Source organism: Microbacterium trichothecenolyticum (assembly GCF_041938625.1).
Lineage (GTDB): Bacteria > Actinomycetota > Actinomycetes > Actinomycetales > Microbacteriaceae > Microbacterium > Microbacterium trichothecenolyticum_D.
In genome coordinates this window covers 3450223-3466040 of record NZ_CP169427.1, presented here as the reverse complement: position 1 = coordinate 3466040, position 15818 = coordinate 3450223, and the positions used below count along the sequence as shown (strand labels likewise).

Sequence of the window (15818 nt, the reverse complement as noted above, 5' to 3'; positions counted from 1 at the left end):
GCCGCGGCCTACTTCTTGCCGGGAGCGTTTACCGCGCCGGTGCAGGCCGCGTTCGGCTCGGGGGCGTTGGTGCTGTTCCAATACGCCTTGATGAACTCCTCGATGCGCTCGTCGTCGGCGGAGTCCAGCTTGAGCTGGGCGTTCCACGCAGTCACCGCAATGGGGCTGTCCATGCCTTCGTACGGAGAGAGCAGGGTGTAGGTCGACGGGAGTGCGTCCTCGAGCTTGGCGATGTCGTCGCCCGAAACCTGCGCCGGGTCGTAGGTGATCCACACCGCGCCGTGCTCGAGGGAGTGCACCGCATTCACGTTCGGCACCGGTTCGGTGTACACGCCGCAGTTCAGCCAGTACGCGTTGTGGTCGCCGCCGGCCGGGGGAGTCTGCGGGTATTCGACGTCGCCCTCGACGTGGTTCGCGGTGTTCTCGAACGTCTCGACACCCTCGATGCTGCTGCCGTCGCTGTTTCCGCGGGCGTACGACGGCGCGGGGGCCGGAGCGAAGACGATCGAGGCGACGATGGCGGCGACGACCAGAACCGCGGCGGTCGAGCCGACGATCCACCACACGAGCTTGCTGCGCTTGCGCTTGGCGAGCTGCTTCTGGTATTCGGCGAGCTTCTCCTGGCGCTTCTGCTCGCGCTGCTGCTTGACCGTGAGGTCGATCTTGGCCTGGGTGGCGGGGTTGCCGCTCTTGCGCTTGTCGTCGGGGGACGGGGTCATGCTCGTGATCTCTGCCAATCGATGAACAGGGGTCTGGGCGCCCGACGCGAACCGCTCCAAGGCGGCTGACGGGTTGTCCTCATCCTATGCGAGTGCATGAGTCGGTCCCCTGGGAAGGAGCCGACAGCGGCGCCGACCGCCGCGGACGGAATCGCCGCGGGATACCGCTTGCGGGCAGGGTGGATCCATCCGTTATCATGGGTACTCGAATCGATTCGACTTTGACGTCGATCGTGCAGGCCCCGGTGCCGATCGGCAGCGCCGGACGACCCGCATCACACCTCGGTCCGTTCCTCTCTGCGTGCGCCCAGACCGGCTCTGCCGGTGTCGACGCCGTTCCGCCACGCCCGCCGCCCCGTCGACCCCCGCCACGAAACGAAGTCCACTGTTGCTCGACACCGCCTCCATCCCCACCCAGAAGCCCGACGCCCGCTCGCCCGAACTCCTCGCCGCGCCGAAGCCGCACGCCACGTCGACGGGCGCGATCCGCACGCTCGGCAGCAACCCGGCGACCGCGCCGATCGTGCTGCACCCGGGCGACTCGATCCCGCACCGCCGCCGTGTCCTCTACATCGTGCTGCTCGGTGCGCTCACGGCGCTCGGCCCGTTCACGATCGACCTGTACCTGCCGGCGTTCCCGGTGCTCGAGGCCGACTTCCAGACCACGGCCGCGATGATCCAGCTGACCCTCACGGGCACGATGATCGGCTTCGCGCTGGGGCAGCTCATCGTCGGTCCGCTGAGCGACAAGGTCGGCCGGCGCATCCCGCTGCTGTCGGTGACCGCGCTGCACGTCGTGGCCAGTGTCGCCGCGGCGCTCGCCCCCACGCTCGAGCTGCTGTCGGTGGCGCGGGTGCTCCAAGGCGCCGGCGCCGCGGCCGGTGGCGTCGTCGCCGCCGCGATCGTCCGCGACCTGTTCGGCGGGCGCCGCCTGGTGGTCATGCTCTCGCGGCTCGCGCTCGTGTCGGGCGTCGCGCCGGTGCTCGCGCCGCTGGTCGGCTCGGCTCTCCTGGCCGTCATGCCGTGGCGCGGGATCTTCGTCGTGCTCGCGGTCTACGGCGCCGTCATGCTCGTGGCATCGATCGTGCTCCTCCCCGAGACGCTGCCCCCGGCGCGTCGCCACGACAAGGGCGCCACCACGGTGTGGCAGCGCTATCGGAGCGTCTTCAGCGACCGCGTCTTCATCGGCGTGCTCATCATCGGCGGCATGACGTTCTCGGGGCTCTTCTCGTACCTGTCGAGCTCGTCGTTCCTGTTCCAGCTGAGCTACGGCCTCAGCCCGCAGCAGTACGGGCTGATGTTCGCCGTCAACTCGTTCGGCGTCGTCGCGGGCGTGCAGACGGCATCGCGCCTCGCGGCGCGTTTCGGCCCGCAGTGGGTCATGGCCTGGTCGACCGCAGTGCTCGTGGTCGCAGCATCCGCCATCATCGTCACCGACCAGCTCGGCCTGGGCCTCTGGGGCACGATCGTGCCGCTGTTCGTCTTCATGACCGCGTGCGGGTTCACCTTCCCCTGCGTGCAGGTGCTCGCCCTCGACCGCCATGGAAAGGCCGCGGGCACGGCGCAGTCGATCATCGGCGCGACCAACTTCGGCGTCGCCGGTCTCATCTCGCCGCTCGTGGGATGGATCGCGAAGGACGCCGGCATCACCGCCACGACGATGGCCGCGGTCATGGTCGGGTGCGCCGTCATCGGCGTGCTGGCGCTGTGGCTCGTCGTGCGCCCGCGCACGGTGGAGCGCCTCGCGCCCTGAGCGCGCGTCAGCCCTGCGGCCGCACCGGCTGCAGCCGGAAGAGCCGCACGGTGCGCCCGGACTCTCGCTCGTAGTTGCGGTAGCCGGGCCACTGCGCCTCGATGCGCGCCCACACCTCGTCGAGCTCGGAGGCGGCAATCGGCGTGGCGTGGACGGGCATGCGCCGGCCGCGCACGGTGATCGCGGCGTCCGGGTGGGCGAGCAGGTTCGCCGTCCACGCGGGGTGGCGGGCGCCGGCGAAGTTCGTGCCGGCGACGATCGCGCGCCCGTGGCCGTCGGGCGTGTACATGAGGGGCACGTCGCGCGGCTCACCGGATCTCGCACCGATCGTGTGCAGCACGAGCGAGGGGACGAGCAGCCCGCTGACCTGAACGCGTCCGTGCGACACCCAGGCGACGAAGCGTTCGACCGGTGGAAGCAGCGCGGGGCCGATCACGCGCCGGAACACCCGCGTGCGCGTGAGCGGCGCGATGAGCCTGCGCACCACGTCGACGACCGATGCCATTCCGGACCTCCTCGCCATCGCGATGAAACCGCACGATAGCACCGGCGCCCGCCGCAACGCGGTGCTCTCGTGAGGTCTCGTCCCGCTCGGTTTCGGTCAGCCGGCACGCGGCGCGCCGGTCTGCAAGGGGGTGGCGCACAGGGGATCGCCAGGCAGAATGGGGCGATGACGACAGTCCAGCGTCGGGTCGCTGTGCCGGTCATCGCCTATCTCGCGGTCGGATCCGGGCTCGTGATCCTGTCGTGCCTCCTCGGGTGGTGGATCTTCGCGCGCGGCGATGAGCCGTTCGCGATCGACACGGCGTGGAACCTGCTCGTCGCCGAGCTGTGGCACCCCGTGCTCACCGGCTTCGCGCAGTTCATGAACTTCGTGGGCGGCGGGTGGTTCAGCGTGATCGCGGTGCCGATCGGCGGAGCGATCGTGCTCATCGTGCTGCGGCGGCCGTGGGCGGCCGCGTACTTTCTCGCCGCCGAGGCGGCGTCGGCCGGGGGCGTGCAGGTGCTCAAGCACCTCTTCGGCCGCGTGCGTCCCGAAGACATCATCGTGGTCTCGGACTACGGCTCATACCCGTCTGGGCATGTGGCCAACGCGGCGACCATCGCGGTCGCCGCGGTGGTGATCTTCCCGCGGGTATGGGTGGCGATCGTCGGCGCCGCGTGGGTCGTGCTCATGGCGTTCAGCCGCACCTACCTGCACGCGCACTGGCTCAGCGACACCGTCGGCGGCGCGTTCATCGGTGCCGGCGCGGCCCTGCTGGTGGCGGCGGTGTTCGCCGTGCCGATGGCACGCGAGGGGACGGATGCTGCGGCCGAACGCGCGTCGTTAGGCTGAGCGCATGACTGCCTCCGCGCCCGAAGAGTCCGCACAGACCGATCCGGCGGTCGCCGCCGCAGAGGCGGAACTCGCGCGACTGCGCGCCGAAGCCGAGGCCGCCGAGGCTCAGCTGAAGGCCGCCCAGGCGAAGGCCGCGCTCGCCGCCGCCGAGGCCGCTGCCGCCAAAGCCAAAGTCTCCGGCACTTCTGTGCCCGCCGCGTCCTCAGCTGAGGACCGCAGCCGGAACGCGGGGGCTTCCGGCGAGGCGGCTCCTCACGTCAGCGCAGATCCTCGATCGAGGACGGCGCAGACGCCGGGCTCGGAGACGCAAGGGCCCGCGGGAGCGCCCGCACCGAGCCCGGCGACGCACGAACAACCACCCCAGCCGCCCCCGCCGCAGACCGAAGACGGCCCACTCACGCCGCAGGAGGTCGAGAAGGTCACGTCCGGCTACTCGTTCGAAGGAGCCACCCTCGATCTGGGCGCCCTCCTCAACGGCGACCCCGTCGCGTCGGCGCAGATCCGCATCCCGCTGCCGATGATGAACCGCCATGGGCTCGTCGCGGGCGCGACAGGCACCGGAAAGACCCGCACCCTGCAGGGCCTCGCCGAGCAGCTCGCGGCGAAGGGCGTGCCGGTGTTCGCGGCCGACATCAAGGGCGACCTGTCGGGCGTCGCGACGCCCGGGGAGCCGAGCGAGAAGCTGCTCGCGCGCACGCAGGCGATCGGGCAGGACTGGAAGCCCGAGGCATCCGTCACGGAGTACTTCGCGCTCGGCGGTGTGGGCAAGGGCGTGCCCGTACGGGCGACCGTGTCGGGCTTCGGCCCGCTGCTGCTCAGCAAGGTGCTCGGGCTGAACGACACGCAGGAGTCGAGTCTCGGACTCGTCTTCCACTACGCCGACGCGAACGGCCTGGCGCTCGTAGACCTGTCCGATCTCCGGGCGGTGCTCACGCACCTCACGAGCGACGAGGGCAAGGCCGAGCTGAAGGAGCTCGGCGGCCTGTCGGCGGCGACGGCGGGTGTGATCCTTCGCGAGCTCATCACCTTCGCGGATGCCGGCGCCGACGTGTTCTTCGGCGAGCCGGAGTTCGACGTCGCCGATTTCCTCCGCACGGCGCCCGACGGCCGCGGAGTCATCAGCCTGCTCGAGGTGCCCGGCGTGATCGACAAGCCGGCGCTGTTCTCGACGTTCCTGATGTACCTGCTGGCCGAGCTGTTCGAGATCCTCCCCGAGGTGGGGGACGCCGACAAGCCCAAGCTCGTCTTCTTCTTCGACGAGGCCCACCTCCTCTTCAAGGACGCCTCGAAGGACTTCCTCGCGGCGATCGTGCAGACGGTGCGCCTCATCCGCTCGAAGGGCGTGGGCGTCTTCTTCGTGACGCAGACCCCGAAGGACGTGCCGTCCGACGTGCTGGCCCAGCTCGGCTCGCGCGTGCAGCACGCCCTGCGCGCCTTCACGCCCGACGACGCGAAGGCGCTGCGGGCCACGGTCGGCACATACCCGAGGTCGGGCTACGACCTCGAGCGCGTCCTGCAGGAGCTCGGCACCGGCGAGGCGATCGTCACCGTGATGAGCGAGAAGGGCGCGCCGACGCCGGTGGCATGGACGCGGCTGCGCGCGCCGCAGGGACTCATGTCGCCGACGCCCGAGCCCGCGATCGTCGCGGCGGTGAACGCGTCGCCGCTGCTCGCGAAGTACGGCACCGCGATCGATCGCGAGTCGGCCCGCGAGATCCTCGCGAAGAAGATGCAGGCCGCCGACGACGCGGCCGCGGCGGAGGACGCCGCACTCGCGAAGGCGAAGGCCGATGCCGAGTACGCGAAGCAGAAGGCCGCGATCGACAAGCAGCAGGCGGCGGCCGACAAGGCCAGTGCCGCGGCCGAGAAGAAGGCGCAGCAGGAGTACGAGCGGCTGCTCAAGAAGACGGCCGGCACGTCCCGCACGTCGCGGTCGGCCCAGAAGTCGCCGATCGAGCAGATTCTCAACTCGAAGTCCACGGAGGCGATACTGGGTGGGGTGATCCGCGGGATCTTCGGCACCGGCAAGCGCTGACGCATCCCGACCCCGGCGGATCGCTCCCGATCCGGAAGGTCTCGCGTGCGGCGCAGAGTGGTTCTTGTCGTCGCGCTGACGCTCGCCCTGCTGACGGCCGCGGCGGGCGTGTGGCTCGCGATCGCCGCGACGGCCGGGAACACGGATGCTGCGCCCGCCGGGTCCGCGTCACCTTCGGCGTCGTCGTCGACACCGGTGACGGCCGACGACTACTGCTACGTCGAGGCGATGATCTACTACCGGGTCGAGGAGCAGGAACTCGCGGAGGCGCTCCTGCGCAAGCAGGGGCTCGACGCCGCCGCGAACGGCTTCGCCACAGGAATCGCCGCGCGGAACGCGGACGAGCTCGAAGACCTGCGGGCGTGGTATCTCTCGTGGGCCGATGCGCGTCCGGCGGAGCCGCCGACGGAGGGCCCGTGCGGCGGGCATGGTTCCGACCACGCTCAGATGCCGGGCATGCCGTCGTGGAGCGCGCTGCAGGGCTACGTCGACGCGGAGCACCCCGACGCCGAGCGCCGTTTCGGCGAGATCCTCCAGGCACAGAACGCCGGGATGATCGCGCTCGTGACGCTCATCCTCGAGGGCGATCCGCATCCCGCCGTGGCGGAGTCCGCAGAAGAGGCGCTTCAGCAGGCGGAGGCCGACCAGGAGACGCTGCAGGGCATTCTCGACGCCCTGCCCTGATCGCTCGGACGCGGATGGATGCCGCGGCCCGCAGCATCCGTGTTCCCCCTCCTTCGACAGGTCAACCGGGCCTCTGCATGATCGGGGAACGCGTTCCGGTCCTGTGCAAGCCCGGTTGACCTGTTGAAGGCGTGTGGGGCGAGACGTCACCAGCCGCTGAGCGGGCCGAGCGGAGCGAGGGTGCGCGCCGCATCCCGCAGGGCGCTGACGTGACGGGCCGCGACGGAGAGCCGCGAGATCGACGTCGACAGCGTCACCGCGCCGACGGGGCGGGACGCGTCGTCGTGGATCGGCACGGCGAGACATCCGCGGTCGGAGGTGAGCAGGGCGACCTGCTCGGTGTAGCCGCGGACCGCGTACGCCTCGTGGATCGCGCGCACCTCGTCGGCGGGCGGCGCGACGCGCCAGTCGGGCGCCTGCGGGAGCCGCCGTTCGGGGTGCGAGACGAGCCAGAGGTGCCCGATCGCCGAGCGTGTGGGGTCGGCGAGGAGGGCATTTCGGTCCGACAGGGGCTGCGCCTCGTCCTCGTCGAGCACCATCAGTCCTGAGCGGTGGAAGGCGAACAGGTGCACGGCTTCGCCGGTCTCATCGCGGAGCCGGTCGACGACAGCGGCGTACGCGGGCCGCGTGCGTGCTCCGACGACGGCGGCGAGTTCCAGCACGCGCGTGCCGAGGAGGAACCCCGAGAAATCGCTGCGACGCACCAGATACTCGTCGCGCACCAGCGAGTTGACCACGCGATACACCGTCGCGCGGGGCGCGCCGACGGCGCGGGCGATCTCGGCCGCCGAGGCGCCGCGGTCGTCGCGAGCGACCTGTTCGAGGATCTCGAGGGCGAGGCCGAGACCCTTCTCCGGCAGTCGGGTGTCGCCCCCGAGGCCCACGCCGCTCACGTGCGCGCCGGCCCGTCGATGCAGTCGGCATCGGTCGGCCAGTCGTGCACGCCGACGCGCTCGGCCACGCGCGGATGCCGCGCGATGCGGATCGAGCCGGCGGCGACGACCGCGGCGAGGACGCCCACCGCCCACAGCAGACCGGCGGGATTGTCGCGCAGCGTCGCCGCGAGGTAGAAGCCGAGCACGCACAGCAGCCCGGCGAGGGGGACGACGCTGAGCACGACGGCCCGGGCGGTGAGCTCGCCGATCCTCGCGAGGAAGACCGGCGCCGCCGCGCACACCAGCGCGTACGCGAGCACGAAGCCGAGGATCGAGGCGGGGGACGTGACGATGCGCATGTCCTGGCGGCTGCCTCCCCACGCGAGGATCGCGATCGGCACCAGGGTGACCGCCGCGGCGAGCAGCGCGCCGCCGATCGCCGGAACGCCGCGCCGCGATACGCGCCCGAACGCCGCGGGCAACAGTGCCTCGCGGCTCATCGCGAAGACGAGTCTCGTCGCGGCGTTGGTCATCGCGAGCGCGCAGGCGAGGAACGAGATCGCGACGATCACGTCGATGAGGGTCGCGAGACCGGTGACGGACGCGAGGGATGCCGCACCCGGCCGTTCCGCCACGATCGACAGCTGCGCGGCAGTGCCGACGAGCATGACGAGCCCGGTCGCGCCGACGCTCACCATGACGGCCCGCGGGACCGCGGCGAACGGACGACGGGTCTCGGGGCCGAGCGCGGCGCCGCTCTCGAAGCCGACGAAGCCGATCAGGGCGAAGGCGACGCCGGTGATGATCGCCTCGAGCGAGACGTCCGGGGCGCGCGGGACGAGGAGGCCCACGTCCCAGCGGGTGAGGCTGAGCGCGGCGATCGAGAGCCCGAGCACCGTGACCACGGCGATCGACTCGAGCACGAGCAGCACGCGCGTCGATATGCGCAGCCCACGGGCGACGACGAAGGCGATGACCGCGCCGAACCCCGCGATGAGGGCGATGACGAGCCACGGGGGAGCCTCGCCGCCGCTCATGATGTTCGCGAGTCGTGCCGACCCCGACGCGAGCGTGTTCATCGCCACGGCGAGGTAGCCGATGCCGAGCGCCGCGCCGGTGAGGAGCCCGACGTGCGAGCCCAGGCCGCGCACCGCGAACGTGTAGAGGGAGCCGGTGCTGGCGATGCGTCGCGCGAACATGCCGATCACGAGACCCACCCCGACGACGAGGGTGATCGTGATCGCGATGTCGAGGAAGGCGAAGGAGCCGCTGCGCGCGAAGGCGGCGGCGGGGTGGATCAGCAGCACACCCGCGGGCGCGGTGGCGGCGACGGACTGCGCGACCACATCGATCGTGTGCGCGTGGCGACGGCGGAGCCCCGAGAACGGTGAGCTGGCTCCGAGATCGTTGCGCGGGCGGGCCTGCTCGATCGCGTTCGCGAGTGCACTGCTCACGCGTCCTCCTCGCTCCCGGCGCTCGCCATCGTGCGGCTGCGCGTGACGCTACCGGGTGCGCGTTGCCGGGAAGGGCGGGGCGTGTTTCGGGGGCGTGACACGCCCTGAGAACCGACGGCCTCGAGCGCGCGCCGTCGTCTCACGAGGTTTTCGCGCGGCGTTCGCGGCCCCGAATCATCGGGAAACGGCGGCGTCGAAGAATCGGCCTCGATGCGAGTGCGAGCCGCGTCTTCGCCGTCGAAAGGACTCCTGTGACCGAACAACAGCTCTCCACCGAGGGGGACTCGCCGCCCTCGGACCCGCGGCCCTCGAGACGGGGCCGCTTCCTCACGCCCCGCACGCTCGGCATCGGCTCGGCGCTCGCCGCGACCGCTGCGGCCGTCGCGCTCGTCTTCGCGACGCAGACCGCCGTGCAGGCGACCTCTTCTCCGGAGTCGCCGGTGTCCACACCCATCGCCGCCGACAGCACCGACGAGGACGCCCCCGAGAAGGCGACGGAAGTTCCGAAGCCGACCACCGTCGCCGCCGCGTACGACGGACTCACCGGCGCCGAAGTCGAGTACGTGCGCTTCGTCGGCGCCCAGGACACCGCGTTCGCCGCGGGCAAGGACCTGTTCGGCGAGCCCGGGCTGCAGTTCCTCTCGACGGATGTCGCCGACCCGCAGGCGTACTCCGACGGGCACCGCCGGCTGCTCTCGCTGTACTACGACTACGCCACCAACGAGACGGTCAGCATGATCGTCAACGTCACCAACGGCGCCGTCGAGTCGGTCGACCGTGCGTCGGGCACGCAGCCCGCCCCGACGGACGCCGAGACCTCGTTCGCCTGGGAGCTGCTGCTCGACGACGATGCGGCGCAGCCCGTGGTCGACGAGTTCGCGGCCCTCACCGGCGGCTCGGTCCTGACCCCGGCCTCGGCCGAGGTGCTCCTCACCGCCCACTCGTTCGTGACGGACGCCGGATCCTTCGGCGCCGAATCGTGCGGCGTCGACCGCTGCGTGCAGGTGCTCGCCCAGGTCGACGGCGGCGCCTTCCTCACCACCAGCAGCTACGTCGTCAACCTGTCGACGCGTGCCGTCCTGACCATCTCATGACCATGGAGACACTCCCGATGAAACGAACCTCCCTCCGTCGACTGCTCGGCGCAGGCACCGCGATGGCCCTCCTCGCGGGCGGCCTCGTGCTGTCGGCGCCGGCCGCAGCATCCGCGCAGACCGTGACCGAGGCATCCTGTTCCGGCGAATCCCTCGTCTCGGAGACGCTGGAGTCCGGCTCGAGCTGGCAGATGTGCTGGCGCCTCGACACCTACCGCGGCCTCGTGCTCGACAAGATCGCCTACCAGCCGCGCGACGACGCGGCGCCGATCCTCGTGCTGGACTCGATCGCGCTCGCGCAGCTCAATGTGCCCTACGACACCGGCGCCACCGAGTACAACGACGTCACCACCTACCAGGTCGGCGGCCGCCGTCTGCAGGCGATCGAGGCGGTGGACTGCCCGGTCGGCGAGGTCTTCAACGCCTGGGTCGACGCGACCCGCGGCGCGATCCCTGCGCTCTGCATCGGTGAGGAGGATTCGGGTCTCGCGTACCGCTCGAACATCACCCGCGACGCGCTGTACGCCGCGCAGGGCACCGACCTGGTGCTGCACACGGTGTCGCGCATCGGCTGGTACGAGTACCAGACCGAGTACCGGTTCCACGACGACGGCGAGATCTCGGTGCGCCTCGGCGCGACCGGCGACCTGTCGCCCAACGACTACGTGAACGTCGTCAACCAGGGCTGGCCGATCGCGCCGGGCCAGGAGGACTTCGCGGTCAATCACTACCACTCGGCGTTCTGGCGCGTGGACTTCGGCATCGACTCGGGCGCGAACCAGGTCGTGGAGAAGTTCGCCACCACTCCGACCGGGGAGTACGGCACGACCGGCGACACCGGGCACACCGCGATCCTCGAGACGCAGCTCACCGAGATCACGAGCGAGACCAAGACGATGGGCTCCAACCGCGAGGCCTACCGGGTCGTGAACCCGGAGAGCCTCAACGCGGACGGCCACGCCCGCTCGTACGAGATCATCGTGCCGCGCGACCAGGCGTACAACCTCAACCCCGAGACCGACTTCGACATCGCGTTCACGTCGGCCAAATCCGACGAGGTGCACGCGAGCCACAACCTGATCCCGTCGAAGGCGGGCCAGATGGTCACCGACTACATCGCCGACGGCGAGTCGCTCGAGGACCCGGTGGCGTGGGTGAACGTCGGGTTCCACCACATCAACCGCGACGAGGACCAGAGCCCTATGCCGATCCATTGGCAGGGCTTCACCCTCTACCCGCGCGACTTCGCCGCGCAGAACCCCAACATCCCCGAGGGCCGCAAGTGGGTCAACGGCGACATGCGGGGCGTTCCGAACCCCAACATCACGCCGACGCCGACCGCGTCGCCGACGCCCACCCCGACCACGGAGCCGACGGGTGAGCCCACCCCGACCGCGACGCCGACGACGCCGGGCAACGGCAACGGCAACGGCAACGGCAACGGGAACGGAAACGGCAACGGCAACGGCAACGGCAACGGAAACGGCAACGGCAACGGGAACGCGGCCACGCCGGCTGCCGCCCCGGTGACGTTCGGGTCGAGCGAGGTCGCCCCGGGAGCCGCGCAGACGGCGACGGCGAGCGGTTTCACACCGGGTGAGACCGTGAGCGCCGTGATGCACTCCGACCCGGTCGACGTCGGCACGTTCGTGGCCGACGGCGAGGGGGTCGTGAGTGCGCAGTTCATCGTCCCGTCGGGCACGCCGGCCGGCGAGCACACGCTCGTGCTGACCGGCCAGACCTCCTCGGCGGTGGCGCAGGGCACCTTCACGGTGGCGTCGGCGTCCCCCGCGGCGGTGTTCGGAGCCCTCGCGACCACCGGCACCGACGCGAACCGCTGGGCGCTCTCGGGACTGGTGCTCCTGGTCGCCGGTGCGGGCCTCGCCGGCACCTCGTGGTACCTGCGGCGTCAGCAGAGCATCAAGGCTCACGCCTGACCCGCTCCCGCGGGGCGGCGCTTTCGGCGCCGTCCCGCGGGACCCTTCCCCGGCACACCCCGCCGGGGTCGCGGCATCCGACCCGAAAGGACAACAGATGCGCAATCGCATCGCCGCGCTCGGCGTCGTGCTGGCGCTGTCGACCGTGGTCGTCGGCGGCACGGCGGTCGCTCTCGGGCTGATGACCCCGAAGGATTCGGCTCCGCAGGCGGCAGCTTCAGGAGCGATGACGGATGCTGCGACCGCCGCCTACCCGACACTCGAAGACCACTGCTACATCGAGGGCATGATCCCCCACCACGAGCAGGCTCTCGAGCTCAGCGGTCTCGTGCTCGGCGCCGCCGGAGTGCGCGAGCGCACCCGGGCGCTCGCCGAGTTCATCGTCGCCGACCAGAGCGCCGAGATCGACACGATGCGCGCGTGGCAGACCGCGTGGCGCGGTGCCATTCCGGCCGGAAGCGCTGCGGCCGGCCACCAGGGCCACGGCGGCGCCCCGGCCGTCGCCGGCGCGATCCCGACGGGGTGCGGCGACCATGCGCACACCCAGATGAAGGGCATGGCGACCGCCGAGCAGCTCGCCGCGCTGGACGCGGCGGAGGGTGCTGCGGCGGACCGGATGTTCCTCGAGCTGATGATCGCGCACCACGAGGGTGCGCTGGAGATGGCCGAGAGCGCTGTCCGCGAGGGGTCGAACGCCTTCGTCCGCACGTCCGGCAAGCACGTGCTCATCGAGCAGGAGCGCGAGATCGCCGCGATGACGGCACTGCTCACCGAGGTGCCGTGACCGTCCTCGCCGCGCCTTCCCGCCCGGCGGCCGTGGCGGCCGGCCGACGCCGCCGCACGCTCGTGTCGATCGCGGCCGTGCTCGTCCCCGTGATCGCCGCAGTCCTGATCGCCGCGGCGTTCGGCATCGCGACCGTGCGCAACGAGTCGATGAGCCCGACCCTGCACGCGGGCGCCACGGTCGTCTTCGATCGCTGGAGCGCACCCGCGCGCGGCGACATCGTTCTTCTCGTCGACCGCGCGGGCTGGTCGGGCACGCCCGATACGCTCCTCGTGAAGCGGGTCGTCGGCGTCGGCGGAGACGTCGTGGTCTGCTGCGAGGCGGGCAGCGGTCGCCTCGTCGTGAACGACGTCCCCCTCGACGAGGCCTACGCCGGCGAGGCGCGGCCGGGCGGCGACATCCCGTTCCGCGTCACCGTGCCCGAGGGTGCCGTATGGGTCATGGGCGACAACCGGCCCAGTTCCGCGGACTCGCGCCTCTCGATCTCCGAGCCTGGCCACGGCGCCGTGCCGCTCGCCGACCTCCGCGGGACGGCGCGCCTCTGGTGGGGCCGCTGAGCTCGCATCGACCCCGGCCGCCCGCGCGAGGCATAGCCTGGAGACATGGCGACGAAGCCTCCGACCGCGGACATCGACGAGACGCGGGTGCACGCGTCGCGACCCAAGAAGGTCGCGGTGGGCGTGCCGGCCGTTCTGCACGCGCTCGAGATCGCCAACCAGCAGATGGGCGTCGCGCGGTCGGTGCAGACGCTGATGCGCGTGAACCAGAAGGACGGCTTCGACTGTCCCGGCTGCGCATGGCCCGAGGAGGACAAGCGCCACATCGCCGAGTTCTGCGAGAACGGCGCGAAGGCGGTCGCCGAGGAGGCGACGCTCCGGCGTGTCGGTCCGGACTTCTTCGCGGCGCACTCGCTCGACGAGTTGCGCGCCCACGACGACTGGTGGCTCGGGCAGCAGGGCCGGCTGACGCACCCCATGGTGCTCGATGAGGGCGCGACCCATTACCGCCCGATCTCGTGGGACGACGCGCTGCGCATCGTCGCGGACGAGCTCACGGCCCTCGACGACCCCGACGAGGCCGTGTTCTATACGTCGGGCCGCACCTCGAACGAGGCCGCGTTCCTCTACCAGCTGCTCGTGCGGGGCATCGGCACGAACAACCTCCCTGACTGCTCGAACATGTGCCACGAGTCGTCGGGCTCGGCGCTCACCGAGACGATCGGCATCGGCAAGGGGACGGTGTCGATCGAAGACATCCACGAGGCCGACCTGCTGATCGTCGCCGGCCAGAACCCCGGCACGAACCACCCCCGCATGCTGTCGGCCCTCGAGAAGGCGAAGCAGCGCGGCGCGACGATCATCGCCGTGAATCCGCTCCCTGAAGCGGGCCTCATGCGGTTCGAGAACCCGCAGACGGTGCGCGGCGTGGCGTTCGGTGGCACGAAGCTCGCCGACGAGTTCGTGCAGATCCGGCTCGGCGGCGACCAGGCGCTGTTCCAGGCGATCGGCAAGCACCTGCTCGAGGCGGAGGCACAGGACGGCGGCGTGCTCGACCACGAGTTCATCGCGGCGCACACCAGCGGTTTCGACGCCTACCGTCAGGCGATGACGGATGCTGCGTGGCGCGACCTCGTCGTCGCCACGGGGCTGCCCGAGAAGGCGCTGCGCCGGGTCGGCGAAGCCGTGCGCGCGTCGAGAGCCACCATCGTGTGCTGGGCGATGGGGCTGACCCAGCACAAGCACTCCGTGCCGACGCTGCGGGACGTGGTCAACGTGCTGCTGCTGCAGGGCAACATCGGACGCGCAGGCGCCGGCGTGTGCCCCGTGCGCGGGCACTCCAACGTGCAGGGCGACCGCACGGTGGGCATCTACGAGAAGCCGTCGACGGCGTTCCTCGACGCGCTCGACGCCGAGTTCGGGTTCGCGGCGCCGCGTGAGCACGGGTACGACACGGTCGAGGCGATCCGCGCGATGCGCGACGGCCAGGTGCGCTTCTTCATGAGCATGGGCGGCAACTTCGTATCGGCCACCCCCGACACCGCGGTCGTCGAGGCCGGGATGGCGCGGGTCGGGCTCACCGTCCACGTCTCGACCAAGCTCAACCGGTCGCACGTCGTCACCGGGCGCCGCGCGCTCATTCTGCCGACGCTCGGCCGCACCGATCGCGACCGCCGCGGCGGCGCGGAGCAGCGGGTCACGGTCGAGGACTCGATGGGCGCGGTGCACGCCTCGCGCGGCCGCCTCGCGCCGCCGTCGGAGGACCTGCTCAGCGAGGTCGCCATCGTCGCGCGGCTGAGCGCACTCGTCTTCGCCGCTGGCTCATCGAGCCCTTCCCCCCGCTCGTCGAGCGAGCGAGGAACGCGGTCGTTGAGCGAGCTTGCGAGTCGAAGCGCAGAGTCGAAACGTCCTGAGCGCGACGGAGACTCAGCCCTCGCGACCGACCCTGGCGAAGACGACCGCGGCCTTCCCGAGCACGGTGCCGCGGAACCCGAGCGCCCGGATCCGGCCGGGGCGCAGCATCCGTCCAATGTCCCTCACGCCGACTGGGCGGCGCTCGAGGCCGATTACGCGCTCATCCGCTCGCACATCGAGCGTGTCGTGCCAGGCTTCGACGACTACGAGGAGCGCATCGACAAGGGGCGTACGCTGCACCTGCCGAACGGTCCCCGCGACGCCCGCCGGTTCGCGACCGTCGACGGGAAGGCCAGGTTCACGGTGAACCCGCTCGAGTACCCGGTGATCCCGCGGGGCCGGCTGCTGCTGCAGACGCTCCGCTCGCACGACCAGTACAACACCACGATCTACGGCAAGGACGACCGGTACCGGGGCATCCACGGCGGCCGCCGCGTGGTGCTCGTGAACGCGAAGGACATCGTGACCCTCGGGTTCGCGGAGAACGATGTGGTCGACCTCGTGTCGGAGTGGACGCGTTCTGACGGCACGATCGAGGAGCGCCGGGCCGAGGAGTTCCGCATCTTCGCGTACCGCACACCGCGGGGCAACGCCGCCGCCTACTATCCCGAGACGAACGTGCTCGTGCCGCTCGACTCCGTCGCCGACGTCTCGGGTACGCCGACGTCGAAGTCGGTGATCGTGCGGCTCGAGCGGCGCGCATGAGCGACGCGTCCGCGCCTAGGCTGGGGGC

13 protein-coding genes are annotated in these 15818 nt (G+C 71.1%); 9 read left to right on the top strand and 4 right to left on the bottom strand.

Going from position 1 to position 15818, the window contains the following annotated elements:
• Window positions 1-8: 8 nt before the first annotated feature.
• Window positions 9-719 carry a DUF3105 domain-containing protein gene (locus ACEYYH_RS16105; RefSeq protein ID WP_374975333.1) on the bottom strand — a complete coding sequence of 237 codons (711 nt, stop codon included), beginning with the start codon at window positions 717-719 and terminating at the stop codon, window positions 9-11.
• 388 nt (window positions 720-1107) lie between these two features.
• On the opposite strand from ACEYYH_RS16105, the gene ACEYYH_RS16100 reads away from it, so the two are divergent.
• Window positions 1108-2472, top strand: a complete 1365-nt coding sequence (locus ACEYYH_RS16100) for a multidrug effflux MFS transporter (protein ID WP_374975332.1) — start codon at window positions 1108-1110, stop codon at window positions 2470-2472.
• A gap of 7 nt (window positions 2473-2479) precedes the next feature.
• On the opposite strand, the gene ACEYYH_RS16095 is transcribed toward ACEYYH_RS16100, so the two are convergent.
• Complete coding sequence (locus ACEYYH_RS16095) at window positions 2480-2977, bottom strand: nitroreductase family deazaflavin-dependent oxidoreductase (protein WP_374975331.1); 498 nt, start codon at window positions 2975-2977, stop codon at window positions 2480-2482.
• Window positions 2978-3142: 165 nt separating this feature from the next.
• On the opposite strand from ACEYYH_RS16095, the gene ACEYYH_RS16090 reads away from it, so the two are divergent.
• Genes ACEYYH_RS16090 through ACEYYH_RS16080 form a run of 3 tightly spaced genes read left to right on the top strand, consistent with a single transcriptional unit; the run spans window position 3143 to window position 6530 of the window.
• Complete coding sequence (locus tag ACEYYH_RS16090) at window positions 3143-3808, top strand: phosphatase PAP2 family protein (RefSeq protein ID WP_374975330.1); 666 nt, start codon at window positions 3143-3145, stop codon at window positions 3806-3808.
• 4 nt (window positions 3809-3812) lie between these two features.
• Window positions 3813-5846, top strand: a complete 2034-nt coding sequence (locus tag ACEYYH_RS16085) for a helicase HerA-like domain-containing protein (protein ID WP_374975329.1) — start codon at window positions 3813-3815, stop codon at window positions 5844-5846.
• 45 nt (window positions 5847-5891) lie between these two features.
• On the top strand, window positions 5892-6530 hold the full coding sequence (locus ACEYYH_RS16080) for a DUF305 domain-containing protein (protein ID WP_374975328.1): 639 nt from the start codon (window positions 5892-5894) through the stop codon (window positions 6528-6530).
• A gap of 146 nt (window positions 6531-6676) precedes the next feature.
• Here the strand turns inward: ACEYYH_RS16080 and ACEYYH_RS16075 are convergent, their stop codons facing one another.
• Window positions 6677-7423, bottom strand: coding sequence for an IclR family transcriptional regulator (locus ACEYYH_RS16075; RefSeq protein ID WP_374975327.1), 747 nt, complete (start codon window positions 7421-7423; stop codon window positions 6677-6679).
• Window positions 7420-8859: an APC family permease gene (locus ACEYYH_RS16070; protein WP_374975326.1), complete on the bottom strand. Its 1440-nt coding sequence runs from the start codon at window positions 8857-8859 to the stop codon at window positions 7420-7422. The genes ACEYYH_RS16075 and ACEYYH_RS16070 overlap by 4 nt, the downstream gene beginning before the upstream one ends.
• 251 nt (window positions 8860-9110) lie before the next feature.
• Between ACEYYH_RS16070 and ACEYYH_RS16065 the strand changes: the two genes are divergently transcribed.
• The 5 genes from ACEYYH_RS16065 to ACEYYH_RS16045 all read left to right on the top strand — a co-directional run bounded on the left by ACEYYH_RS16065 (window position 9111) and on the right by ACEYYH_RS16045 (window position 15790).
• On the top strand, window positions 9111-9953 hold the full coding sequence (locus tag ACEYYH_RS16065) for a hypothetical protein (protein WP_374975325.1): 843 nt from the start codon (window positions 9111-9113) through the stop codon (window positions 9951-9953).
• Between the two features lie 17 nt (window positions 9954-9970).
• Window positions 9971-11890: a hypothetical protein gene (locus ACEYYH_RS16060; protein ID WP_374975324.1), complete on the top strand. Its 1920-nt coding sequence runs from the start codon at window positions 9971-9973 to the stop codon at window positions 11888-11890.
• 97 nt (window positions 11891-11987) lie between these two features.
• Window positions 11988-12674, top strand: a complete 687-nt coding sequence (locus tag ACEYYH_RS16055) for a DUF305 domain-containing protein (protein ID WP_374975323.1) — start codon at window positions 11988-11990, stop codon at window positions 12672-12674.
• Window positions 12671-13231 carry a signal peptidase I gene (gene lepB / locus ACEYYH_RS16050; protein WP_374975322.1) on the top strand — a complete coding sequence of 187 codons (561 nt, stop codon included), beginning with the start codon at window positions 12671-12673 and terminating at the stop codon, window positions 13229-13231. The genes ACEYYH_RS16055 and lepB overlap by 4 nt, the downstream gene beginning before the upstream one ends.
• Before the next feature lie 45 nt (window positions 13232-13276).
• Complete coding sequence (locus ACEYYH_RS16045; protein ID WP_374975321.1) at window positions 13277-15790, top strand: FdhF/YdeP family oxidoreductase; 2514 nt, start codon at window positions 13277-13279, stop codon at window positions 15788-15790.
• Window positions 15791-15818: the final 28 nt, after the last annotated feature.